21 protein-coding genes are annotated in these 21,823 nt (G+C 65.1%); 9 read left to right on the top strand and 12 right to left on the bottom strand.

Annotation, left to right across the window (positions count from 1 at the left end; all coding sequences use genetic code 11):
• Positions 1-15 precede the first annotated feature (15 nt).
• The 3 genes from prfA (at position 16) to M8744_RS03575 (ending at position 2,731) form a co-directional block, all read left to right on the top strand.
• On the top strand, positions 16-1,065 hold the full coding sequence (gene prfA / locus M8744_RS03585) for a peptide chain release factor 1 (RefSeq protein WP_251409520.1): 1,050 nt from the start codon (positions 16-18) through the stop codon (positions 1,063-1,065).
• Complete coding sequence (gene prmC / locus M8744_RS03580; protein ID WP_251409517.1) at positions 1,062-1,910, top strand: peptide chain release factor N(5)-glutamine methyltransferase; 849 nt, start codon at positions 1,062-1,064, stop codon at positions 1,908-1,910. The genes prfA and prmC overlap by 4 nt, the downstream gene beginning before the upstream one ends.
• A gap of 224 nt (positions 1,911-2,134) precedes the next feature.
• Positions 2,135-2,731 carry a DUF4167 domain-containing protein gene (locus M8744_RS03575; RefSeq protein WP_251409514.1) on the top strand — a complete coding sequence of 199 codons (597 nt, stop codon included), beginning with the start codon at positions 2,135-2,137 and terminating at the stop codon, positions 2,729-2,731.
• A gap of 59 nt (positions 2,732-2,790) precedes the next feature.
• Here M8744_RS03575 and rsmA read toward each other — a convergent pair whose 3' ends face one another.
• Genes rsmA through lptF form a run of 6 tightly spaced genes read right to left on the bottom strand, consistent with a single transcriptional unit; the run spans position 2,791 to position 10,145 of the window.
• Positions 2,791-3,624 carry a 16S rRNA (adenine(1518)-N(6)/adenine(1519)-N(6))-dimethyltransferase RsmA gene (rsmA, locus tag M8744_RS03570; RefSeq protein WP_251409511.1) on the bottom strand — a complete coding sequence of 278 codons (834 nt, stop codon included), beginning with the start codon at positions 3,622-3,624 and terminating at the stop codon, positions 2,791-2,793.
• A complete protein-coding gene (gene pdxA, locus M8744_RS03565; protein ID WP_251409507.1) occupies positions 3,621-4,592 on the bottom strand; it encodes a 4-hydroxythreonine-4-phosphate dehydrogenase PdxA in 972 nt (323 codons plus the stop codon). Before pdxA ends, rsmA begins: the two co-directional genes overlap by 4 nt.
• On the bottom strand, positions 4,589-5,815 hold the full coding sequence (locus M8744_RS03560; RefSeq protein WP_251409504.1) for a peptidylprolyl isomerase: 1,227 nt from the start codon (positions 5,813-5,815) through the stop codon (positions 4,589-4,591). The genes pdxA and M8744_RS03560 overlap by 4 nt, the downstream gene beginning before the upstream one ends.
• A 6-nt stretch (positions 5,816-5,821) precedes the next feature.
• Positions 5,822-7,945 (bottom strand): LPS-assembly protein LptD, encoded by a 2,124-nt coding sequence (locus M8744_RS03555; protein WP_251409501.1) that lies wholly within the window; start codon positions 7,943-7,945, stop codon positions 5,822-5,824.
• Positions 7,945-9,039: an LPS export ABC transporter permease LptG gene (gene lptG / locus M8744_RS03550; RefSeq protein ID WP_251409498.1), complete on the bottom strand. Its 1,095-nt coding sequence runs from the start codon at positions 9,037-9,039 to the stop codon at positions 7,945-7,947. Before lptG ends, M8744_RS03555 begins: the two co-directional genes overlap by 1 nt.
• Positions 9,036-10,145, bottom strand: a complete 1,110-nt coding sequence (gene lptF / locus M8744_RS03545) for an LPS export ABC transporter permease LptF (RefSeq protein WP_251409495.1) — start codon at positions 10,143-10,145, stop codon at positions 9,036-9,038. Before lptF ends, lptG begins: the two co-directional genes overlap by 4 nt.
• A 148-nt stretch (positions 10,146-10,293) precedes the next feature.
• Between lptF and M8744_RS03540 the strand changes: the two genes are divergently transcribed.
• Both M8744_RS03540 and M8744_RS03535 read left to right on the top strand, forming a co-directional pair.
• Positions 10,294-11,766 (top strand): leucyl aminopeptidase, encoded by a 1,473-nt coding sequence (locus tag M8744_RS03540; protein ID WP_251409492.1) that lies wholly within the window; start codon positions 10,294-10,296, stop codon positions 11,764-11,766.
• An 8-nt stretch (positions 11,767-11,774) separates the two neighbouring features.
• Entirely contained in the window at positions 11,775-12,239 is a 465-nt protein-coding gene (locus tag M8744_RS03535; RefSeq protein WP_251409489.1) for a DNA polymerase III subunit chi, read from the top strand.
• On the opposite strand, the gene M8744_RS03530 is transcribed toward M8744_RS03535, so the two are convergent.
• The 3 genes from M8744_RS03530 to M8744_RS03520 all read right to left on the bottom strand — a co-directional run bounded on the left by M8744_RS03530 (position 12,240) and on the right by M8744_RS03520 (position 15,437).
• The gene (locus M8744_RS03530) at positions 12,240-12,821 is read right to left on the bottom strand and encodes a retropepsin-like aspartic protease family protein (protein WP_251409486.1); all 582 of its coding nucleotides are present in this window, start codon (positions 12,819-12,821) and stop codon (positions 12,240-12,242) included. It abuts the gene before it with no gap.
• A gap of 62 nt (positions 12,822-12,883) precedes the next feature.
• Positions 12,884-13,501 (bottom strand): MarC family protein, encoded by a 618-nt coding sequence (locus M8744_RS03525; protein ID WP_251409483.1) that lies wholly within the window; start codon positions 13,499-13,501, stop codon positions 12,884-12,886.
• An 82-nt stretch (positions 13,502-13,583) separates the two neighbouring features.
• Positions 13,584-15,437, bottom strand: a complete 1,854-nt coding sequence (locus M8744_RS03520) for an ABC-F family ATP-binding cassette domain-containing protein (protein WP_251409480.1) — start codon at positions 15,435-15,437, stop codon at positions 13,584-13,586.
• 100 nt (positions 15,438-15,537) lie between these two features.
• On the opposite strand from M8744_RS03520, the gene M8744_RS03515 reads away from it, so the two are divergent.
• The gene (locus tag M8744_RS03515) at positions 15,538-16,722 is read left to right on the top strand and encodes a Bcr/CflA family efflux MFS transporter (RefSeq protein WP_251409477.1); all 1,185 of its coding nucleotides are present in this window, start codon (positions 15,538-15,540) and stop codon (positions 16,720-16,722) included.
• Positions 16,723-16,827: 105 nt separating this feature from the next.
• On the top strand, positions 16,828-17,250 hold the full coding sequence (ndk, locus tag M8744_RS03510; protein WP_251409474.1) for a nucleoside-diphosphate kinase: 423 nt from the start codon (positions 16,828-16,830) through the stop codon (positions 17,248-17,250).
• 71 nt (positions 17,251-17,321) lie between these two features.
• Here the strand turns inward: ndk and M8744_RS03505 are convergent, their stop codons facing one another.
• Together M8744_RS03505 and M8744_RS03500 are read right to left on the bottom strand one after the other, a co-directional pair.
• Positions 17,322-17,681 carry a TfoX/Sxy family DNA transformation protein gene (locus M8744_RS03505; protein ID WP_251409471.1) on the bottom strand — a complete coding sequence of 120 codons (360 nt, stop codon included), beginning with the start codon at positions 17,679-17,681 and terminating at the stop codon, positions 17,322-17,324.
• A 3-nt stretch (positions 17,682-17,684) separates the two neighbouring features.
• On the bottom strand, positions 17,685-18,410 hold the full coding sequence (locus M8744_RS03500) for a VIT1/CCC1 transporter family protein (RefSeq protein WP_251409469.1): 726 nt from the start codon (positions 18,408-18,410) through the stop codon (positions 17,685-17,687).
• 267 nt (positions 18,411-18,677) lie between these two features.
• Here M8744_RS03500 and lipA point away from each other — a divergent pair, with 267 nt between their 5' ends.
• Together lipA and M8744_RS03490 are read left to right on the top strand one after the other, a co-directional pair.
• Positions 18,678-19,628 carry a lipoyl synthase gene (lipA, locus tag M8744_RS03495; protein ID WP_251409466.1) on the top strand — a complete coding sequence of 317 codons (951 nt, stop codon included), beginning with the start codon at positions 18,678-18,680 and terminating at the stop codon, positions 19,626-19,628.
• A gap of 50 nt (positions 19,629-19,678) precedes the next feature.
• Positions 19,679-20,953: a tetratricopeptide repeat protein gene (locus M8744_RS03490; RefSeq protein WP_251409463.1), complete on the top strand. Its 1,275-nt coding sequence runs from the start codon at positions 19,679-19,681 to the stop codon at positions 20,951-20,953.
• Here M8744_RS03490 and M8744_RS03485 read toward each other — a convergent pair.
• Complete coding sequence (locus M8744_RS03485; protein WP_251409460.1) at positions 20,948-21,820, bottom strand: c-type cytochrome; 873 nt, start codon at positions 21,818-21,820, stop codon at positions 20,948-20,950. The genes M8744_RS03490 and M8744_RS03485 overlap by 6 nt on opposite strands.
• Positions 21,821-21,823: the final 3 nt, after the last annotated feature.

The raw sequence follows: 21,823 nt of genomic DNA, 5'->3' as shown, positions 1-21,823 counted from the left end.
CAAAGAGCTAGGCCCATGATTTCAAACGAACGCCTGCAGCAGATCACCCAGCGGTTCCAGTATCTCGAGGCGCGTATGGCCGAGGGGGGCGGCGATCTTGCCGCGTTGGGGCGCGAGTATGCCGAGCTGCGCCCGGTGGTCGAACAGATCACCGCCTACGAGCGGCTGCGTGACGGCATGACCGAGGCCGAGGCGATGCTGGACGACCCCGAGATGCGGGCGCTGGCCGAAGAAGAGCTGCACGACCTGCGCGCCCGCCTGTCGGATGCCGAGCATGCGCTGCAACTGGCGCTGTTGCCCAAGGATGCCGCCGACGCCCGCCCCGCGATGATCGAGATCCGGCCCGGCACCGGGGGCGACGAGGCGGCGCTGTTCGCCGCCGACCTTTTGCGCATGTATCAACGCTATGCCGAGGCGCGCGGCTGGACCTTTCAGATCGTCGAGATGCAGGAAACAGAGCTTGGCGGCATCAAGGAGGTCGTGGCACAGGTCAAGGGCGAGGGCGTGTTTGCCCGGCTGAAATTCGAATCCGGCGTGCATCGGGTCCAACGCGTGCCCAGCACCGAATCCGGCGGACGTATCCACACCAGCGCGGCCACCGTCGCCGTGCTGCCCGTGGCCGAGGATGTCGATATCCAGATCGACCCCAACGACCTGCGCATCGACACGATGCGCGCCAGCGGTGCGGGCGGTCAGCATGTGAACACCACCGACTCGGCGGTGCGGATCACCCATGTTCCCACTGGCATCGTGGTCACCAGTTCGGAAAAATCCCAGCACCAGAACCGGGCCATCGCGATGGAGGTGCTGAAGGCGCGGCTGTTCGACATCGAACGCCAGCGCGCGGCGCAGGAACGCGCCGCCAACCGCAAGGCCCAGGTCGGCTCGGGCGATCGTTCCGAGCGGATCCGCACCTACAACTTTCCCCAGGGCCGCCTGACCGATCACCGCATTGGCCTGACGCTCTACAAGCTTGACCAGGTGATGCAAGGCGACCTGGACGAGGTGATCGACGCGCTCATATCCGACCACCAAGCTGCCTTGCTGGCGGAGATGGAGGGATGAGCGGCTTTTTTGCAAGGGGCCGGCTCTTTGATCTTGAGGAAAGCGACCAAGAGCGGTTGAACGCCGCCGCGGTGCGGCTGCGCGACGCGGGGCTGGATAATGCACGGGGCGAGGCGCAGATGCTTTGGGCATCGGTCTTTGCGACCGATGGCCGGGATCGTGGCGCAGCCTTGCAGGAATTCGACCACCGCGTGGGCCAACGGGCCGCCCGCATGCCGATGAGCCATATCCTGGGCGGGCGCGATTTCTTTGCGCATCGCTTTGCCGTCACGGCCGATGTCCTCGATCCGCGCCCCGAAACGGAAACGCTGGTGTCGCTTGCCCTGGAACGGCCATGGACACGGGTTCTGGACCTTGGCACCGGCAGCGGCGCCATCGTGATCAGCCTTCTGGCCGCGCGGGCCGGGGCCTCGGGCATGGGAACCGACTTGAGCCAAGGCGCGCTGGAGATCGCCGCGCAGAACGCCCGGCAGATCGGCGTTGCCGATCGGTTGGCCCTGCGCCAGGGCGCGTGGTTCGACGCGGTGCCCGGCGATGCCGTTTTCGACCTGATCGTTTCGAACCCGCCCTATATCTCCAGCGATGAAATGAGCAGGCTGGCGCCCGAGCTTTCATTTGAGCCGCGCATGGCGCTGACGGACGAAGGCGACGGCCTGTCGGCCTATCGCGCGATTTGCGCGAGGGCGGCGGCGCACCTGAGTGCAGGCGCGCCGCTGATGGTGGAAATCGGCCACAGCCAGGGGGCGGCGGTGGCCGCGCTGTTCGATGCGGCGGGGTTTCGCGCGGTGCGGGTTCTGCCCGATCTGGACGGGCGCGACCGTGTCGTGACGGGCGATGCGCCTTGAAAGCCGGTGTTTTCGCGAAAAATCACGTGATTTTAAATATTTTTCCGCCTTTTCCCCTTGTCAGGAGGGGCCTGTCATGATTACTCCTTAAGCGTCGATGCGGTGGATGCCCTTGGGCGGTCCCGCGCGACGCCATGCCACAAATATTGGCCAACCGGATGGTGGGGGCAACTTGCCCGGGACCGGTGGCACATCTCAGCAGACTAAGGCTGGAAATCTAAAACATGAGATCATCGAAATCCCGCTCGCGGTCAAAGGGCAACCGTAACAACCGATCGGTTGGCAACATCGTAAACCGCGTCTTCGACAGTTCCGGGCCCGACGGCAAGGTGCGCGGGACGCCGCAGCAGATCATCGAGAAATACAACCAGCTTACGCGTGATGCACAGCTGGGCAATGACCGGGTCGCCGCCGAGAACTTTCAGCAGCACGCCGAGCATTACCTGCGTATGCTCAGCGCCGCGACCAAGGAACAAGAGGCGCGCCGCGAAGAGCAGGAGCGCCAGAACCGCGAGCGCCAGGCCGAGCGTGACCGCGAACGCACGCAACGCCAGGACCGCGAGCCCGGTGACGCCGGGCAGGCTGACCAGGGCAAGGGCAACGGCAACGTCGTTGAAATGGGCGATGGCGGTGAGGACAGCGGCCTGGTGGAAACACCCGAAAGCAAGTCTGACGGCAAGCCCGAGACCAATGCCCCCCAGGAAAAGCCGAAGCGCCCGCGCAAGCCACGCGCAAAGAAGGCTGACGCCCCCAAACAGGACGGCGCACCCGACCAAGGCCAAGGCAACAGCCCCGCCAAAACGGATAACGCGGCCGAATAATCGCCGCGCCTTCCTGCAAGACCTTACGCCGCGCCCGGTTCGGGACGCGGCGTTTCTTGTTACATCAGGCGGGCCAGTGCGCAGAACCGCTCCAGGTCGACGGTTTCGGCGCGGTCGGTGGGCGCGATTCCCGCAGCGATCAACCGATCCTCGATATCGGGGGCCATGCCTTTCAGGGCGGCCCGCAGCATCTTGCGGCGCTGGTTGAAGGCGCGGGCCACCACCTTTTCCAGCTTGGCCGGATCGGCAGGAAAACGTGGCTCGGGCAGGGCAGTCAGGTGCACCACGGCCGAACTGACCTTGGGCGGCGGGGTGAACGCACCGGGTGGCAGGGACATGGCGATATACGCGTCGGCGCGCCATTGCGCCAGGATGGCCAGCCGTCCGTAGGCCTTGCTGCCCGGCTGCGCCACGATGCGCTCGGCCACCTCGCGCTGGAACATCAATGTGAGGCTTTGCCAGAAAGGCGGCCACTCGGGCGGGGTCAGCCAGCGCACCAACAGCTCGGTGCCCACGTTATAGGGCAAATTGGCCGCGATACGGATCGGCGGTGTCAGGTGCGTCAGCGGATCGACGGCAAGCGCATCGGCATTGAGCACCTCCAACCGGCCAGGATAGGCGGCCGCGATTTCCTCCAACGCGGGCAGGCAACGGGCATCCTTTTCGATGGCCAGCACGTGCCGCGCGCCCTGCGCCAGCAATCCACGGGTCAACCCGCCGGGGCCGGGGCCGATTTCCAGAACATCGCATTGCGTCAGATCGCCGGCCTGCCGGGCGATCTTGGCGGTCAGGTTGAGATCCAGCAAAAAGTTCTGCCCAAGCGATTTGCGCGCCGAAAGCCCGTGTTCCGCGATCACCGCGCGCAGAGGGGGCAGGGTGTCGATCCCGCTCATGTGGCGCGGGCCCGCGCCATGTCGGCGGCCATGCGCAGCGCCGCGATCAGCGATGACGGGTCGGCCACACCTTGCCCCGCGATATCAAACGCGGTGCCGTGGTCGGGCGACGTGCGCACGAAAGGCAGGCCAAGCGTGACATTCACCCCGCCGGCGAAATCAAGCGTTTTGATCGGGATCAGCGCCTGATCGTGATACATGGCCACCGCCACGTCGTAGCGGGCTCGCGCGCTGGCGTGAAACATCGTGTCAGCGGGCAGGGGGCCGGTCACGTCAAACCCGTCGGCGCGCATCCGGCGCAGCAGCGGGCCGATCCAGGTGATCTCTTCATCGCCCATGGCGCCGCCTTCACCCGCGTGGGGGTTGAGCCCGGCAACTGCGATGCGCGGCTTGCCGATCCCGAAATCGCGGATCATGGCCGCATGGGTGATGCGGATCACCTTTTCCAACCCGTCGGCGGCAAGCGCCAGGGGCACATCGCGCAGCGGAATATGGATGGTCGCCGGGACCACGCGCAGCTGGGCGCAGGCCAGCATCATCACCACATCGACATCGCCCCCGAGCGCCGCGAGGTACTCGGTATGGCCGGGATAGGCAAAACCGGCCCCGTCCTTCAGCGCCTTCTTGTTGATCGGCGAGGTACAGACCGCGCTGGCCGCGCCGGATTGCACCAGCTCGACCGCCCGCGCGATCACGTCGATCACGCCCTGGGCATTCGCCGGATCGGGCTGCCCGGGCTGGGCGTCGGTGGCAAAGGGATGGGGCAGAACCGGCAGGCCCCGCGCCATCGCGCCAGCCGCATCGGCGGGCGTGTCGATTTCACAGGTCGGCGTGCCCGCGGGCAGGTGGCGACTGTCGCCGATCCAGAAAAAGGGCAGGCTGTCTTTCAACTCGGCCCAGGCCCGCGCGGCCGTTTCCGGGCCAATGCCTGCGGGTTCACCACAGGTCAGCGCGACAGGGGCGATCATCGTTCCGAGATGCGCGCATCGGCCCGAAGCTGCTCAAGATAGCCTTCGGCATAGGATTGCAGGCGTTGGGCGCGCAATTGGTTGCGCAGCGCGTCGCGGTCCTGGTCTTCGGCCATGACGGGCGTGCGGCCGCACATCATCAGGAAAACCAGCGTCTGTCCGCCCGCGCGGGTCAGCGTCGTTGACACTTCGCCGGGGTCAAGCTTGGCCAGTTCCACCGCGATGTCCTGCGGGATCTCTTCGGGTTTTTTCGAACCCCGTTCCAGCACCTCGGGCGGTTGGCCCTGAGCGATACCGTAAAGATCGTCACAGGTATCAACCTGTTGGCGGATGCGCTCGGCCCGGGCAAGGGTGGCTTCGCTCCGGCCGCCGTCGATGTAATAGGCGGCGTATTCGATGGCGGCATATTCCGGCGTCTGCACATCGGTTTCTTCAAGCGCGCGAAGCTGGAACAGCGCAACGGCGTTTTCAATCGGCAGGGGGTCGCTGACCTGGCCGGGCGCAAGGCCAAGAACGATCGGGCGCAGCTGTGCGGGCAACTCGGTCAGCGCCATCCACGGCATCCGCCCGCCACGGTCGCGTGTGGGCGACGCCGAACTGCGCCGTGCCTCGGCCGAGAAAGCATCGAAGGAAGTGATCTCGCTGATCCGTTCGGCGCGCTGCATCACCGCTTCCATTTCCTCGGGCGGGGCGGGAATGATGATCTCGGACAGAAGCACCCGCACCGAGCTGCCGCCGGTCAACGTGGCAAGCGCGCGGTCAACCTCGGTTTCCGAGATCTGGACCCGGCCGGCGAAACGCGCGCGCACCAATTCGCGCCACAGCACACCCATGCGCACGAATTCGCGATAAGTTTGCTCGGCCACGCCACCCGCTTCCAGTGCCCGCAAGAATTGGTCGGGCGTCATGTCGGCACGAGAGGAGAACTCCTCCATCCCTTCTTTCAGACCCTCGTCCGAAAGTTCGAGCCCCGCCTGCTCGATGGCTTCCAGCTTCAGCCGTTCTTCGATCAGCTGTTCGCGGGCAAGCGCCTGGGGGTCGCCCGGCGCCCGGAAAAGCCGCAGCATCAGGGCGCGTTGCTCGATCTCGTGTCCGGTGATGACCTTGTCATTGACGGTGATGACCGGCGCAAAAGGGTTCTGTGCCTGGCCGGGCACGGCACCCGCCAAAAGCGTGGCGGCGGCTATCAGGGCAATTGCGATCCGGCTGAACTGTCGTTTCATGTCGTATTAGTTCCTGCAAGTGCGGGTATAACTGTTATCGAACCCCTGGGCGGAAAAGCCCCGAAGCCCGACGGTGATCCCCAAATCGGTCGACGGGTCAACGATAGTGGAAGAGGTAAAGCGACGCGAGAGCGAAAGGTCCACCTCGACACATTCATTACGATACTGCAAGCCAAGCCCCGCTTCCGCCGTCCGGTTGTTACTCACGTCGTAACGCCAATTGGCGGTGCCCGTCCAGTGCCGTGAGATCCGGTAGCTGCCATCGAACGCCCATTCCGACACCGGGTCCGGGCGGGCCTCGGCCAGATCTTCGGTCAGCCAGAAATACGATGCCCCCAGCCCAAGGTCGGGGGTGATCCAGGCCGCGCGCGCCTCTGTCTTGGTCAGGTCGAACGACGTGTCGAAGAGCGTGCGCGCGGTCAGGGCAATACCCCCGGCCGTGCGGTATTGCCCGGCAAGCAGCAGGTTCGAGTTCAGCCCGTCCAGCCCCGAGGTGCGGGTGAAATCGGGCTGGGTCTCGTCGCGGACGATATGGCCCATCGTCAGGCTGGCCTGCCCGCCGCTCGGGTCGAACCGCGCCCAGTTGAAACCGTAGGCCGCGCTGAGGCCACGTTCGCGCCGGTCGGCCGCGGGAAATCGCGACAGTGACAGCAGGTTGCCCTCGTCGAATTCGACGCGGGTGCTTTCGTCGTTGGGCAGGTTCGAGTTGCTGCCACCGGCCCAGCCGATCATGACAAGGGGTTCAAGAACGACCGTGGCCCCGCTTGCCGCCTGCCGCAGCAAGGGCCAGCGCAGGGTCAGCCCCGCGCGGGGCGTGGCCTGGGTTTTCGACGAGTCCGCAGTGCTGTCTTGCCAGGTGCGGACGGTGTCAACCGCAACACCGCCTTCGAATTGCAGGCGCAGACCCTTCGGCAAGGTCCATCCGCGCCGCCAAGACAGGTCGGCCTCGGCCCGCGCCACATCGCGGCCAAGAATATCCAGGTCGGAATAGCGCCGATGCCCATACACCGCGTAGGCCATGCGCAGTTCGCCGCCGATACGGCCGGGAAAATAACGCCGTTCGTACATGGCATCCCCGATGATCGTGGGGATCTGGGCATTGACCTCGCCGTCGCGCAAGGTCTGGTAGGTGGTGATCCCGGCGCTGATATATTCGTCGCGCCGGCTGCGCGTCAGGGCCAGGGTGCTGTCCAGGCGATCCTTCTCGGAATAATCGTAATCGACAAGGTAAGCCTTGTCGGTCACCGCCTCGATATCGAATTGCAGCTTGAAACCGCGCGCCAGGTCGAATGCGCCCGAGGCGAACAGGTAGGCTCGGTTGTCGGCTACCAGCTCGTCATTCGAGAACGCGCCGTTGATCTCAAGATCGCCGTTGCGAAACGCTTGCCTGTAGCGCAGTTCAAGCGTGCGGCTGTTGGCGGCCAGGAACGGGGTGATCGTCAGGTCGCGGTGGTTGCCGATACGGATGAAATAGGGAACGCGCACACCCGCGCCCAGTTGCGAATTGCTGCTCAACGACGGCATGAGAAAGCCGGTGGCCCGCTCGACCGTGGCATCGGGCAGGCGCAGCCGCGGCAACCACAGGATCGGCACGTCGAGAACCCGCAACTGCGCATTGTCGAAATAGAACTGTTTTTCCTGCTGGTCATGCACCGCGCGCCGCGCGCGAATTTCCCAGATCGGCGGGGTCGCGGAATTGCACACCCGGCACGATGTCGCCGCGACCTTGTAAAGCTGGGTATAGCGCCCACCCACCCGGTCGATGCGGTTGGCGGCCAACTGCACCCGCTTGTCCATGATCATCCGCGCCCCGCGCAACAGGCCGTTGCGCATATCGGCGTCGAGCGCCCCGGAATCCGCCAGAATGATGGTTGTTTCGCCCTCGATCAGCATGATCGGCCCGTCGAGGATCAGCCGGTCCTCGCTGCGGTCATAGACGATACGCGCCGCCTTGAGCCGGGTTTCGCGGTAAATCGCCTCGACATTGCCTTCGGCGACAAGCCGCGTGTCACCTTCCAGCGCCACGCGATCAGCCACCAGCACCGCCGCATTGCGCCCGTCACGGGTTTGCGCCACGCCCGGCAGGGCTGTGGCCAAGAGAAGAGCCAGGGCAACCCAGAGCCCGCGCATCACCCGTCCTCCATGATCAGCAGAATACCAAGGCCAAGCATCACCGAGGCCACGGGCGGCGCCCATGCCGCAAGAACGATGGGAATCTGCCCGGTCTCACCCAGGATCTGCGCAAAATTGCGAATGTAATACAAGGTAAACCCCAAGATCACGGCCGACAGCACCGCGATCCCGGTGTTGCGAAACCGCACGTGGCGCATCGTGAAACCCGCGCCGACCAGCAGCATGGCCACCAGGAACAGCGGGCGCGCCAACTCCATCTGGAACCAGACGGCATGACGGCGGGCAGAAAACCCGGCCTCTTCAAGCTGCGTGATATAGGCCGGCATATCCCACACCGAGATCACCGAAGGATCGCCCAGGCTGCCCCGGATACGCTCCATCGTCAGGCTTGAGGACAGGCGCAATGTCTCGTGCCGCGTGGCCATGGCCTCGGGGTTGATGCCCGCGGCCAGCGGCCAGACCTTGGCCTGGCTCAGCTCCCAGGCGCCGGGCACCAGCTCGGCCGATTGCGCCTCGATCCGTTGAATGGGGCCGCCCTCGGGGGTGTGCACAAGAAAGGTGACATCGTACAAGACGGTCCCGTCGGGCGCGGCGCGCGTGGCCCGGATCACGGTCTGGCCGGCTTCGTCGCCCTGGCGCAGCCACAACCCCTCGGACGAGATCGAAAACACCTCTTGTCCGCCACTGCGATACCGCTCTTGCAGCAATTCGTACCGTTTCGAGGTGGCCGCGACGATGGGGTTGAACATCGCCACGGTCAGCGCCCCGATCACGATCACCACCGCAAACGGTGCCAACAGCGCGCGCAGCGACGACCGGCCCACCGCCCGCGTCACCACCAGTTCGGACGAGCGTGAAAGCCCAAGGAACATCGCCACCGTCGCCAGGATCATGATCAGCGGCATTATGCCGTAAAGCCCCATCGGCGTGTTGAGGGCGGTCAGCGTCAGAACCTCGGCAAAGCTGATCTCGCCGCCGAAGCGGCGCATCTGTTCGACCATGTCGATCAGCAGCAAAAGCAACAGGAAAACGCCGAAAACACCGCCGAAAAAGATCAGGAACTTGCGGGCGAAATAGGCGTGCAGGATCATGCCGGCACCTCGGCCGATTTACGCCACCGCGGTCGGCGCGGGCGCGCGACATGCCACAGGATACCCCCGGCGGCCAACAGGCCGAAGACAACCGGGAGGTAAAGCAGCGGCCAGGCCGCCGGGTTGCTTTGCACAGGCTCGGTGACAAGCCCCTCGATGAATTTGACCGCGACAAGCAGCAGCAAGGCGACAAGGATCTGCCGCCAGACCCCGAAACGCGAGAAATTGCCCACAAGCAGCGTGGCAAACCCGATCAGCGCGGCCACCACGCACAAAAGCGCCTGCGCCACGCGGCTGTGCAGTTCTTCGGTGACGGTGCCGCGATCAAAGCCGTTGCGCGCCAGCATCGCCTCGAAATTCCCAATAAAACGATGCGTGGGCAGGTCGCGCACGCGCGGTGGCGGGGCGGTTGTGCGGTCGATCAGCGCGCTGATATCGTAGGTGAAATCGTTGAAATGCGTGGTCGAAAGCCTTGAATCCGCCAGGCTGAACGTCTGCGCCAAACCGTCTACCATCACCAGCTTGGCCCCACCGCCCTCGTTGACCAGGTAGGCTTGCGCGGCGGTAAAGGTCAGCGCGCGGCCCGGCGTGCGCCTGTCGGACAGAAACACATCTTCCATCGAACCGTCATCGGCGATTTCACGTATGTAAAAGGTGACCCCGTCGGTGGGATGCAGGAACGTGCCATCGGTCAACAGGCGCGACGTTATGTTGCGCGCCACCTCGGCCTCCCGCAGTTGCAGTTGCGACAGGCTGGCCGGCACCAGAAGATGCGTCAAAACCGACATCATCAGCGCAGCGCCAAGCCCGAACATGAGCACGGGCCGCGCCAGGCGCCAGGGGCTGAAACCGGTGGATTGCATCACCACCAGCTCGCTTTCGCTGCTCAGGCGGTTGGTGACATAGACGGAGGCGGCAAAAACCGCCATAGGCAGCACCATGCGTATGACATTGGGCAGCGTCAACGCGGTGAACTCCATGAAAACAAAGGCTGACTGCCCGTCGCCGATCAGCCGGTCAAAAAGGCGCACCGCCTGGTTGATCCAGTAGATCGACACCAGAACGAGCGCGAAGAACCCGAACAGCACAATCAGCTGCGACAGCATGTATCTGTCGAATCTTTTCAACAGTCCCCCCCGGGAGCATATTTCATGGCCTGTTGTTACAGGAACGATCCGCCGGGGCAAACTGCTATCTGGTCAAGGTGGCGGCCGCGCGCTAGGACTCGGGCCAACCAGAAAACAAGGAGGCCCCATGACCACGCCGCAGACCATCCGTTTCTCCGAGATCGATCTTGACGCGATTGCCACGGCCAAAGGCCGCGTTGCCGTGATCGTCACGCCCGATGGCAAGCTGGACCAGGGCGCGCGGCGGGCCAACCGCCTGACCAAGGGCGCGGTGGCGCGACTGGCCGAAAGCGAAAAATGGGCCAAGGCAAAACCGGGCCAGGTCATCACCCTGGCCATGCCCGCAGGCATGGCGGCAGAGGCGCTGGATGTCGTGTGCCTGCCGCGCCGCCCCTCGGTTGACGAGGCGCGCCGCGCGGGCGTGGCCTTGGCCAAGGCGCAGGACGGGGCCGCGCTGACTGTACTGGCGGGAAGCAGCGGGCGGGTGGAACACTTGGCCCTTGGGCTTGCCTTGCGGGCCTATGATTTTGCCGATCACCGCACCGGCAAGGACGCGCCCGTGCCAAGTGACGCCACGATCATGACGGCCAAGCCCGACGAGGTCGAAACCGCTGCCGCACCGCTGCTTGCGGTGGCCGATGGCGTTTTCTTCACCCGCGACCTGGTGAACGAGCCCGCCAATATCCTGACCACCACGGAATTCGCCGACCGGCTGAGCGCGATGGAAAGCCTGGGGCTGAAGGTCGAAGTCCTGGAAGAGGCCGACCTGGAAAAACTGGGCATGGGCAGCTTTCTGTCGGTGGGGCAGGGCAGCGACAGCCCCACGAAACTGGTGGTGATGCGCTGGGAAGGTGGCGAGAAAGGCGACGCGCCGCTGGCACTGGTCGGCAAGGGCGTGGTGTTCGACACGGGCGGGATCAGCCTGAAACCCGCCGCCGGCATGGAAGACATGACCATGGACATGGGCGGGGCCGGCGTTGTCGCAGGTGTCATGCGCGCGCTGGCCAAGCGCAAGGCCGCGGCCAATGTGGTTGGCCTCGTGGGGCTGGTGGAAAACATGCCCTCGGGCACGGCCACGCGGCCCGGCGACGTGGTGAAGTCGATGAAGGGCGACACGATCGAGGTTATCAACACCGATGCCGAGGGGCGCTTGGTGCTGGCCGACGTGATGTGGTATGCGCAAGAAACCTTCAAACCGCGCGGCATGATTGACCTGGCCACCCTGACCGGCGCCTGCATCATCGCGCTGGGGCATGAAAACGCCGCCGTCTTCTCGAACGACGACAAGCTGGCAGGCCAGTTCCTCAAGGCGGCCGAGGCCGAGGGCGAGGGCGCCTGGCGAATGCCGCTGGGGCAAGCCTATGACGACATGCTGAAAAGCCCCATCGCCGACATGAAGAACGTCGGCGGCCGGCCTGCCGGCTCGATCACCGCGGCGCAGTTCCTGCAACGTTTCGTGCAAGAGGGCTGCCCCTGGATTCACCTCGACATCGCGGGGGTCGCGCGGGTGCAATCGGAAACCACTTACGCGCCCAAGGGCGCCACCGGCTGGGGTGTTCTGGCGCTCAACCGCCTGATCGCCGACACGCTGGAAGGGTAAGACACGCCGTGGGGGCCGCGTTCTTCTATCACCTGACGCGGGGCCCGTTGGAGCAGGCCCTGCCAATGCTGCTGGAGCGGTCGCTGGCCAATGGCTGGCGGGTGGTGGTGCGCGGCACCGACCCCGCCCGCCTTGACTGGCTGGACCAGAAACTGTGGCTGGGCCCGGAAGAGCGGTTCCTGCCGCATGGCGTGGCGGGCGGGCCGCATGACGCGTTGCAGCCCGTCTTGCTGACATGCGCCGCACAGGCCCCGAACGATCCCGCCTGTCTTATGGCGGTGGACGGGGCCGATGTGCGCCCTGACGAGGTGCAGAGGCTTGAACGGGTCTGCATCCTGTTCGACGGGCATGACCCCGAGGCCGTGCAAGCCGCGCGGGGCCAGTGGAAGACACTGACCGAGGCAGGCTGCGCGGCGCAATACTGGTCCGAGGAGTCGGGACGCTGGGAAAAGAAGGCGGAAACGGCCGGGTGATCAGCGCGTCAGCACAAGCGCACCATCGGTGATCTCGATCCGGTCGTAGCGCTGCAGGTAGGACATGCCCAGAAGCGAAATGTTCATCTCGCCCTCGTTCACCCATGCACGCAGGTTGCGATCCTCGATCGGCCCGACGGCCAGGCTTTCCAGCGTGACGGGGGCGGTAGCCACCGGCCCGTTGGCACTGTAGGCGCGGCCCGAGAAAATCAGGTCGTCATCGGCGATGCCTGCGGCGCGCGCGTCCTCGGCGCTCAACACGATTTCTGTGGCGCCCGTATCGACGACGAACCGTGTCGGGTGCCCGTTCACATCTGCGGTCAGGTAATAATGGCCATCCGGCGCGCGGGGCAGCTTGATCTGCCCTTGCTCGGCCAAAACGCTTTGTTGCGGCAATACCGTGCTGCGGATGTCACTCCAAAGGCCGACTGCCGCGACCACGCCCAGAAAAATCAGCCCCCAGACCATCGCATGCTGCAGGGTACGGCCCAGGCTGTTGCGGTTTTGGGCGATAAACCACATGGTCACCGCGGCCCCCAACAGGACCAGGTAAAACAGGTTGCCGATCTGGAATTCGCTCATGCTCGCCCCCTGCGCTTGCGCGCCCAACTGATATAGGCGCCAGGCGACGGAGCGACAAGCATTCAGCCGCCCAGGCCGAATCCGCGCAGGCCATCGAGCACGAATTGCACCGACAGCGCGGCCAGCAACATACCCAGCAATCGCGTGACCACGTTGATGCCGGTCTTGCCCAAGGCGCGCTCCAGCAGCCCCGCCATCGCGAACAGCACCAGAACGATCAACAGCACCGCCAGCATCACCGCGATGGTGGCGGCCAGCCCTTCGGGCCCGGGGTTCTGGCCCGCCAGCAGGATGACCGAGGCGATGGCCCCCGGCCCGGCGATCAGCGGGATGGCGAGCGGAAAGACGGACGGGTCCGGCCCGTCATCCTCGTCGGCCTGGTCCTCGCGCCGCTTGGTGCGGCGTTCGAACAGCATGTCGAGCGCGGTCAGGAACAGCAAGATACCGCCCGCGATGCGAAAGGCGGGCATGGAAATTCCGACAAACCCCAGCACCGCCTCGCCGAACGCGGCGAAAAGGCACAGCAGCAGGGCCGCGATCCCGCAGGACCGCAGCGCGATCACCCGTCGCGCCCGCGTGCTCATGCCTTGCGTCAACGCCACGAAAAGCGGCGTCAGGCCGATCGGATCAATGATCACGAACAGCGTGACGAAGGCGGTGATGAAAAAGGCCTGGTCCATTTCTGCGGTTTAAGCCGCCGCGCCGCATTTGGCCAGAGCGCGCCCTGGCCAGAAAGCGCCATTGGGCATCGGGTGCGGGTGGTTACCCTTCGGCGGCGTCCAGCTTTGCCTGCGCGGCTTCCCACAGGGCTTCGGCGCGTTTGAGCCCCTCCATGATCTCGGCGTATTTTCGGTTCCAGACCTCGAGTTCACCGGCTTGTGCGGCCTCGTAGAGGCCCGGGTCGGCCAGCTTGGCGGCCAGCTTCTCGCGCATGTCCTCGATCTTGGTCACCCGGTCCTCGCATTTGCGCAGCTCGGCCCGCAGGGCCAGGATCTCGTCGCGGTTGGGACGCTTGGGCTTGGACGCGGGCTTGGATTTTTGCGTTTTTTGCGGCGCGTCCCTCGACAACAACATCTTGCGATAGCTTTCAAGATCGTCCTCGTAAGGTGTCACCGCGCCCCCCTTGACCAGCCATAGCCGGTCGGCAACCAGTGACAGCAGGTGCATGTCGTGGCTGATCAGGATGACCGCGCCGGTATAGGCGTTGAGCGCCTCGACCAGCGCCTCGCGGCTTTCGATGTCGAGGTGGTTTGTGGGTTCGTCCAGGATCAGCATATGCGGCGCATCAAGCGTGGCCAGCAGCAGCGACAGCCGGGCCTTTTGCCCACCCGAAAGACGCCCGACCTCGGTTTCCGCCTGCTCGGCCATCAGCCCGAACCCCGCCAGCCGTGCGCGCAGTTGCGCGGGGGCCCGGTCGGGCAAAACGCGGCGCAGGTGCTGGATCGGTGTTTCATCCAAGTGCAGTTCGTCGACCTGGTGCTGGGCAAAGAATCCTATGCGCAGCTTGGAGGCGCGGGTGATCGTGCCCTCCATCGGCGCCAGCCGCTCGGACAACAGCTTGGCAAGGGTCGATTTGCCCTGGCCGTTCTTTCCCAGAAGGGCGATTCGATCGTCCTGGTCGATGCGCAGGTTCAGCCGCCCCAGAACCACGCGCTTGTCATACCCCACGCTGACGCCATCGGTGGCCAGGATCGGGGGGGACAATTCCTCGGGTTCGGGAAAGGTGAAAACGCGTTTCGCGGCCTCTTCCGGGGCGGCGATGAAATCCATCTTCTGAATCATCTTGATGCGTGATTGCGCCTGCCGCGCCTTGTCGGCCTTGTAGCGGAAGCGATCCACATAGCTTTGCAGGTGGGCGCGGCGGGCCTCTTGTTTCTTGGCCATCGCAGCCTGCACGGCACGCTGTTCGGCGCGCTGGCGGGCAAACTGGTCGTAAGGGCCGTTATAGAAGGTCAGTTGCCGGTCCTCGAGATGCAGGATGCCGCCGACAGCCCGGTTCAGCAGGCCGCGATCATGGCTGATGATGATCACCGTGTGAGGATAGCGTTGCAGGTAGCCCTCAAGCCACAGCGCACCTTCAAGATCGAGATAGTTGGTGGGTTCGTCCAGAAGCAGCAGGTCGGGTTGCGCGAAGAGCACGCCCGCCAACGCAACGCGCATCCGCCAGCCGCCCGAAAAGGCGCTGCACGGCATCTGTTGTTCATCGGTGTCGAATCCCAAGCCGCGCAGGATGGAACTGGCTCGCGCCTCGGCCGACCAGGCGTCGATATCGGCCAGCCGGGTCTGGACCTCGGCGATGCGCGTCGGGTCGGTCGCGGTGTCGGCCTCGGCCATCAGGGCGGCGCGTTCGGTATCGGCGGCCAGCACCGTGTTCAGCAGCGACACCTCGTTGCCGGGCACCTCTTGCGCGACGCCGCCCACGCGCGCGCCCGACGGCAGGCTGATGGTGCCGCCTTCCAGGGCCAGCTCGCCCCGGATAAGGCGGAACAGGGTCGTCTTGCCCGCGCCGTTGCGCCCCACAAGCCCAACCTTGTGACCATCGGGGATGACCGCGCTTGCGCCTTCGAACAGGGGGCGCCCTTCGATCGAGAAGGAGATATCGGAAATTTTCAACATGTCCGCGCTCTAGCAGAGGCCGCAGGCATCTGCCAGAGCATGCACTTGCACATCCCGACGCCAGATCGTAGCACTTCCGCGTCAGAATGGATGCATTTGCATGAGTCTTCCGAAAAAACCATCGCTTCTCACGCTGATTCTTCTGACCTCGATCAGTGTGCTGTCGCTCAACATGTTCCTGCCATCGCTCAGCCGGATCGCGACCGATTTCGAGGCCGATTACGCGCTCGTGTCGCTGTCGATCGGCGCCTACCTGGCGGTATCGGCGGGCTTGCAGATCGTCATGGGCCCGTTGTCGGATCTTTACGGCCGACGCCCGGTGCTGTTGGCGGGGCTGGGCATTTTCATCGTGGCCTCGATCGGGTGCATGTTGGCGCAGGACATCTGGGTCTTCCTGGGCTTTCGCCTGCTGCAAAGCGCGGTTGTCTGCGCCATGGTCATCAGCCGCGCGGTGGTGCGCGACATCGCCCCGGCCGACCAGGCGGCCCGACTGCTCGGGTTGATCGGCACGGCGATGGCATTGGCACCGCTATTGGGCCCGCTTCTGGGCGGGGTGCTGGACGAACTTTTCGGATGGCGTGCGAATTTCGCGGCCTTCGCGCTGATGGGTGTGGCGCTTTTCGCGCTGACATGGAGCGACTTGCCGGAAACCAACCCCCACCTGGGCGCCGGATTCCGGGCGCATTTCCGCAGTTACCCCGAATTGCTGGGCGTGCCGCTGTTCTGGGCGCATTGCGGTTGCCTGGTGTTCTCCGTCGGCGGCTTCTACGCCTTCCTGGGCGGTGCGCCGCAGGTGGCCGAGGTGCAGTTCGGCCTGTCACCGGCCTGGGTAGGCGTGGGGATGGGCAGCATTTCAGCCGGTTTCATGCTGGGCAACTACTTGACGGGGCGTTTGTCGGGGCGGGTAAGCCTGTCGCAGATCGTGCTCGCGGGGCGCTGGCTGGCGCTTGTTGGCCCGGCCTGTGGCGCGGTTGTTTTCGCGCTTGGATACGCGCACCCCTTGCTGATGTTCGGTTTCGTGCTGTTCATCGGGCTGGGCAACGGGCTGACCATTCCGGGCGTCAATGCCAGCGTGATGTCGGTGGCGCCGCACCTGGCGGGCAGCGCGTCGGGCCTGTCGGGGGCGTTGACCTTTGCCGGCGGCGCAGCGCTGACGGCCATCGCGGGCGTCGTTGTCAGCACATCGGCCGGGGCAGGGGCGCTGCTCTTGCTGCTGGCGGTGGTGTCGGCGCTGGCGCTTGTCTCGGCGCAATATGCCTACCGGATCGAGGCGCGTCTGGCCTGAACCGATAGCGCCTTTTCAAGGCATGGCAGCCATGTTAAGGCCCGGCTCGATCAAACAGGGGCGCGCGGCATGGGGCCGTCCGCCGAAATCACAGGACAACCGAAAATGGCCATTCAACGCACCTTTTCCATCATCAAGCCCGACGCCACCAAGCGCAGCCTGACCGGCGCAATCAACGCCAAGCTGGAAGCCGCGGGCCTGCGCATCATCGCGCAAAAGCGCATCCACCTGACCAAGGCGCAGGCCGGCGTTTTCTACGAAGTGCACAAGGAACGCCCGTTCTATGACGAGCTGTGCGAATTCATGGCCTCGGGCCCGATCGTGGTGCAGGTTCTGGAAGGCGAAGACGCGATTGCCAAGAACCGCGAAGTGATGGGCGCCACCAACCCCGAAGAAGCCGCCGAAGGCACCATCCGCAAGGAATTCGCCCTGTCGATCGGCGAAAATTCGGTTCATGGTTCGGACGGCGAAGACACCGCGAAGGTCGAGATCGCCTATTTCTTCTCGGGCCTCGAACTGGTGGGCTGAACCCACCGATCCCGACGCGAAAAGACAAGCCGCTGCCCGGTGACGGGCGGCGGCTTTTTTTCATGGTCTCATCACGAGATACCGCTATCCGGCCCCTGTTTGCGCATTCCGTGGGTTTCCAGGAAAACCGCCAGCTCATGCGGCAGGCTTCCATCTTCTGGCGCGGCGGACTGCGCTTTCAGCGCGTCGAACCGCGCCCGAAGCGCGGCCTTTTCAGCGCCCTTGCAATCGTTCCAGGGGCGGCCCTGCAATGCCATCACAAGAACGTAGTAACCGATGAAATGCGGCCGCGTCCCTGCGGCCAATAGCCGTGCATAGGCCGCATCGGCCCCCAATGCACGCAACCCATCCGCCGACAAAATGCCAGCGCGGGTGCATTCGGCCTCGAAGGCGGGGCCAAGGTTACGGATCGACGATACCGGCGCGGCCATCCGTCACCCTCCGACGATCCAGCCCACGGCAAAGGCGACCACCGCACAGATCGTGCCGACCAGCACGGTTTCGCCCACGCACCGCGTCACCCGTTCGCCCGTGGCGTTCCAGCGCAGCAGACCAAGCGCCACGAGCGCCATCCCTGTGGAAAGGACCGACAGCACAAAGGTCCGGTCGGTCGGATCGAACAGGAAATAGGGCACCAGTGGCACGGCGCCGAAGATGACGAAACTGCCGAAGGTGAACAGCCCGTTCAGCGCCGGGCTTTCCTCGTCGGGGTCGGACATACCGAATTCGTAGGTCATCATCAGGTCCGCCATGAAATCGGGATGCCGTGCAAGAACCTGCGCGGTAGAGTCGGCCTCGCCGGGGGACAGGCCGCGCTGGCGCAGGATTTCGAACAGCTCGGTGCGTTCCTGCTCGGGGTTGCGGGCAATCTCGCTCAGTTCGCTGTCACGGCGCGACCGGTAAAGATCGCCCTGGCTGCGTGCCGACAGAAATTCGCCCAGCCCCATGCTGACGGCATCGGCAAAGAGGTTGGCCAACCCGAAAACCAGCACCGCCAGCCCGCCGATCTGCGCGACTCCGTCGGCGGCGGCGCCGGCAAACCCGGCCACGATGGCAAAGGTGGTCACGATGCCGTCATTGCCACCGTAGACGATCTGCTTGAGAAATTCCTGCGTGCGCCCCAACTTGTGCGCATCGCGGCGATGACTTTGCCAATCCATGAGGGTCTCCGGCTGCGTGGCTTGGCCGGCACCATACGCAGACCGCGGGCCAGCGCAATGAAAACAGCCGGTGCCGCCATGGCGGGCGGGATACTTTTTAACAAACTTACCGCACCGTACCATCCCGCCACGATGTAATGGTAGCACGCCAAGATGAAATAAGTAGGGCGGGCTTGGGGCCGATCACATCATCCCCTGCGGACTGGCCATTCGCCTTGGGTAACCCTATAGTGTGCCCAGTATCACAGCCGACAGGACACACCGCCCGTGCGCGATCTGAAAATTCCCGAACAGCGCCACCCCGAAAAGGCGCATCGCCCCGACAATGCCCAACCGCGCAAGCCCGATTGGATTCGCGTCAAGGCCCCCACATCGGATGGCTATCGCAAGACCCACAAGATCATGCGCGAGCACAAGCTGGTCACCGTCTGCGAAGAGGCCGGGTGCCCCAACGCCGGCGAATGCTGGAGCCAAGGGCACGCCACCATGATGATCATGGGCGACATCTGCACGCGCGGTTGCACTTTCTGCAACATCGCGACCGGACGCCCCGAAGAGCTGGACGTGTTCGAACCCGGCCGCGTGGCCGACGCCGTGCAGAAACTCGGACTCAACCACGTTGTGATCACCTCGGTCGATCGTGACGATCTTGACGATGGCGGGGCCGAGCATTTCGCGATGACGATCCGCGCGATCCGCAAGCGCAGCCCCGACACCACGATCGAGATCCTGACGCCGGATTTCCTGAAGTCCTGGCCCGGATCGCTGGAAACCGTGGTGGCGGCGAAACCCGACGTGTTCAACCACAACCTTGAAACCGTGCCGGGGCTTTACCCCAGCGTGCGACCCGGCGCGCGCTATTTCCACAGCCTGCGCCTGCTGCAAAGGGTCAAGGAGCTTGACCCGGCGATGTTCACCAAATCGGGCATCATGGTGGGCCTGGGTGAAGACAAGCAATCTGTGCACCAGGTTATGGATGACATGCGCGCCGCGGATATCGATTTCCTGACCATTGGTCAGTATCTGCAACCCACGCCCAAGCACCACGCTGTCGACCGTTTCGTGACACCCGAGGAATTCGCCGCCTACGAAAAAGCGGCCTATGGCAAGGGCTTTCTGATGGTGTCCGCCACGCCGCTGACGCGCTCGTCCTACCACGCGGGCGACGATTTCGCGCGGCTGCGTGAAAACCGCCTGAAAAGGCTGGGCGAGGCATAGCTTGCACCGTAGGGTGGGCGCGACAGCCCACCCATACGACAGGCAAGACAATGCACAAAGACCCTTACGGCAACCCGCTCCACACCCAAAGCGCCCAGGCCGCCGACGCCTATAACGAGGCGCTTGTGCTGTATCTCGATGCCTTGCCGGGTGCCGAGGCGGCGCTCGATCGCGCGCTTGCGGCCGATCCCGGTTTCGCCCTGGCCTGGGTGCTCAAGGCGCGCAACGCGCAGGTATTCGCCCGGATGGACGAGGCCCTGGCCAGCATTGAACGGGCCCGCGCGACGGGGCAGGGGCTGCCGGCCCAGGCCGCCGCGCATCTGGCAATCTTCGACAACCTTCTGTCGGGCCGTGTGGCAAAAGGATACAAGGCCGCGCGGGCCTACCTGCTGGACTATCCCCGCGATCCGCTGGTCGCGCAAAGCTGCCTCGGCGTCTTTTCCCTGATCGGATTCTCCGGCGCGCCGGGGCGCGAGGCCGAACACCTGGCCATGGCCGAGCAACTGGCCCCCGCCTATGGCCAGGACGGGTGGTTCCTGGGGCAACTGGCCTTTGCCCGCATCGAGGTGGGCCAGCTGAACGAGGCAGAGCCGGTGATCGAGGCGGCGATGGCGCAACGCCCGCGCTCGGGCCATGGCGCGCATGTGCGCGCGCACCTGTTCTACGAGGCTGGGCAGACCCGGGCCGGGCGCGATTACCTGTCGGGCTGGATGGCCGATTATGACCGTTCCGGGCTGATGCACGGGCACAACGCCTGGCACATCGCGCTGTGGTCGCTGGCGGCGGGCGATGTCGAGGGCATGTGGGCCGTGGCCGACCGCGATCTTGCGCCCGCGCGCGACGAGGTGCCGCCGCTGAACCTGATGACCGACCTTGCCGCGCTGCTGTGGCGGGCCGAGATGGCGGGCGTGGCGGTTTGCCCGGAACGATGGGCGCAGGTGTCGGATTACGCCGCGCGTTGTTTTCCCGACCCGGCGCTGGGTTTTGCCGATATTCACGCCGCGCTGGCCCATGCGATGGCCGGGCGCGAGGCTCCTTTGCACCGCATCATCGAAGGCGCCAAGGGCCCGGCGGCCGACCTGGTGGCGCCCTGCGCGCGGGCCTTTCACGCGATGGCCGTGCAAGATTGGGCCGGGGCCGAGGCGGCGATCGTGCCGGTGCTTTACGACCACGCGCGGCTTGGCGGCAGCCGGGCACAGCGCGACATGCTGGATTATACTTTGCTGACGGCCCTGATCCGGCAGGGCAAGGGCGCCGAGGCACAGCGGTTGCTGGCCCTGCGCCGCCCGCTGACCGATACGGGCCGCGCGGTGGCCGGTCTATAGCGCCTTGAGATAAGCGGCAACGGCGGCGCGGTCTTCGCCTGTCAGCTTGGAAAAGCTGGTAACGACCTTGGCCATGGACCCACCCGCGCTGTCGTAATCGGGGGTAAACCCGCTTTCCAGGTAATAGGCGATGTCGGACGCGCTCCAATCCAGTTGGTCGGGCGTGATGCCGGGGATGCGGCCCTTGCCCGACGGGTTCGGCGCACCCCGCAACCATTGATCGCGGTCCAACCCGCCAAGGGCATCACGCGGCGTGTGACATTCGCCGCAATGGCCCAGCACCTCGACCAGGTAGCGCCCGCGCGCCAGTTCTCCGCCGGCGGGGTCGCTCATGACCCAATCGGGGGAGCCGTAAAGCACCTTCCAGGCGCCAACGGCGCGGCGAATGCTGAACGGAAACGCCACGTCATGCGGCCGGCTCGGCGTGGCATCGGCCGGAACGCTGCGCAGGAACGCCGCCAAATCGGCCATGTCTTGTGGTTCCAACCTTGCATATCCCACGTAGGGAAAGGCCGGATAGTAGTGCGCCCCATCAGGAGAGGTGCCGCGCATGACAGCGTTGGCAATCTCGATGTCCGACCAATTGCCGATACCGTGCTGCGGGTCGGACGAGATGTTGGGCGCGTAGAAAGTGCCGAAATCGCTTTCGAAGGCCTGCCCGCCGGCCAGAACCAGCGGGTCGTCGCCCTCGGGGGCGCTGTGGCACGAGGCACAGCCCGCCGCCCAGAACACGGCCTCGCCACGCGCGGCATCGCCCGTCAACTCGGCCATCGCGTCATCGCGCAGCGTGTCGGGCGCCGTGATAAGCCAGGCGGCGCCAAGCCCGCACAGGCCCAGCACCGCCAGAATCGTCACGATACGGCGCACGTA

The organism is Lutimaribacter degradans, assembly GCF_023703375.1.
Lineage (GTDB): Bacteria > Pseudomonadota > Alphaproteobacteria > Rhodobacterales > Rhodobacteraceae > Lutimaribacter > Lutimaribacter degradans.
This window is presented reverse-complemented; position numbering and strand designations above follow the sequence as displayed.

Excerpts from the sequence above, each read along its gene's own strand:
- M8744_RS03555 (WP_251409501.1), bottom strand. The coding sequence starts at position 7,945 with ATGCGCGGGCTCTGGGTTGCCCTGGCTCTTCTCTTGGCCACAGCCCTG.
- prfA (WP_251409520.1), top strand. The coding sequence starts at position 16 with ATGATTTCAAACGAACGCCTGCAGCAGATCACCCAGCGGTTCCAGTAT.
- pdxA (WP_251409507.1), bottom strand. The coding sequence starts at position 4,592 with ATGATCGCCCCTGTCGCGCTGACCTGTGGTGAACCCGCAGGCATTGGC.
- M8744_RS03530 (WP_251409486.1), bottom strand. The coding sequence starts at position 12,821 with ATGAGCGAATTCCAGATCGGCAACCTGTTTTACCTGGTCCTGTTGGGG.
- M8744_RS03575 (WP_251409514.1), top strand. The coding sequence starts at position 2,135 with ATGAGATCATCGAAATCCCGCTCGCGGTCAAAGGGCAACCGTAACAAC.
- prmC (WP_251409517.1), top strand. The coding sequence starts at position 1,062 with ATGAGCGGCTTTTTTGCAAGGGGCCGGCTCTTTGATCTTGAGGAAAGC.
- ndk (WP_251409474.1), top strand. The coding sequence starts at position 16,828 with ATGGCCATTCAACGCACCTTTTCCATCATCAAGCCCGACGCCACCAAG.
- M8744_RS03525 (WP_251409483.1), bottom strand. The coding sequence starts at position 13,501 with ATGGACCAGGCCTTTTTCATCACCGCCTTCGTCACGCTGTTCGTGATC.
- M8744_RS03500 (WP_251409469.1), bottom strand. The coding sequence starts at position 18,410 with ATGGATTGGCAAAGTCATCGCCGCGATGCGCACAAGTTGGGGCGCACG.
- M8744_RS03560 (WP_251409504.1), bottom strand. The coding sequence starts at position 5,815 with ATGAAACGACAGTTCAGCCGGATCGCAATTGCCCTGATAGCCGCCGCC.
- rsmA (WP_251409511.1), bottom strand. The coding sequence starts at position 3,624 with ATGAGCGGGATCGACACCCTGCCCCCTCTGCGCGCGGTGATCGCGGAA.
- lptF (WP_251409495.1), bottom strand. The coding sequence starts at position 10,145 with ATGCTGTCGCAGCTGATTGTGCTGTTCGGGTTCTTCGCGCTCGTTCTG.
- M8744_RS03490 (WP_251409463.1), top strand. The coding sequence starts at position 19,679 with ATGCACAAAGACCCTTACGGCAACCCGCTCCACACCCAAAGCGCCCAG.
- M8744_RS03505 (WP_251409471.1), bottom strand. The coding sequence starts at position 17,681 with ATGGCCGCGCCGGTATCGTCGATCCGTAACCTTGGCCCCGCCTTCGAG.
- M8744_RS03540 (WP_251409492.1), top strand. The coding sequence starts at position 10,294 with ATGACCACGCCGCAGACCATCCGTTTCTCCGAGATCGATCTTGACGCG.
- M8744_RS03515 (WP_251409477.1), top strand. The coding sequence starts at position 15,538 with ATGAGTCTTCCGAAAAAACCATCGCTTCTCACGCTGATTCTTCTGACC.
- M8744_RS03520 (WP_251409480.1), bottom strand. The coding sequence starts at position 15,437 with ATGTTGAAAATTTCCGATATCTCCTTCTCGATCGAAGGGCGCCCCCTG.
- lptG (WP_251409498.1), bottom strand. The coding sequence starts at position 9,039 with ATGATCCTGCACGCCTATTTCGCCCGCAAGTTCCTGATCTTTTTCGGC.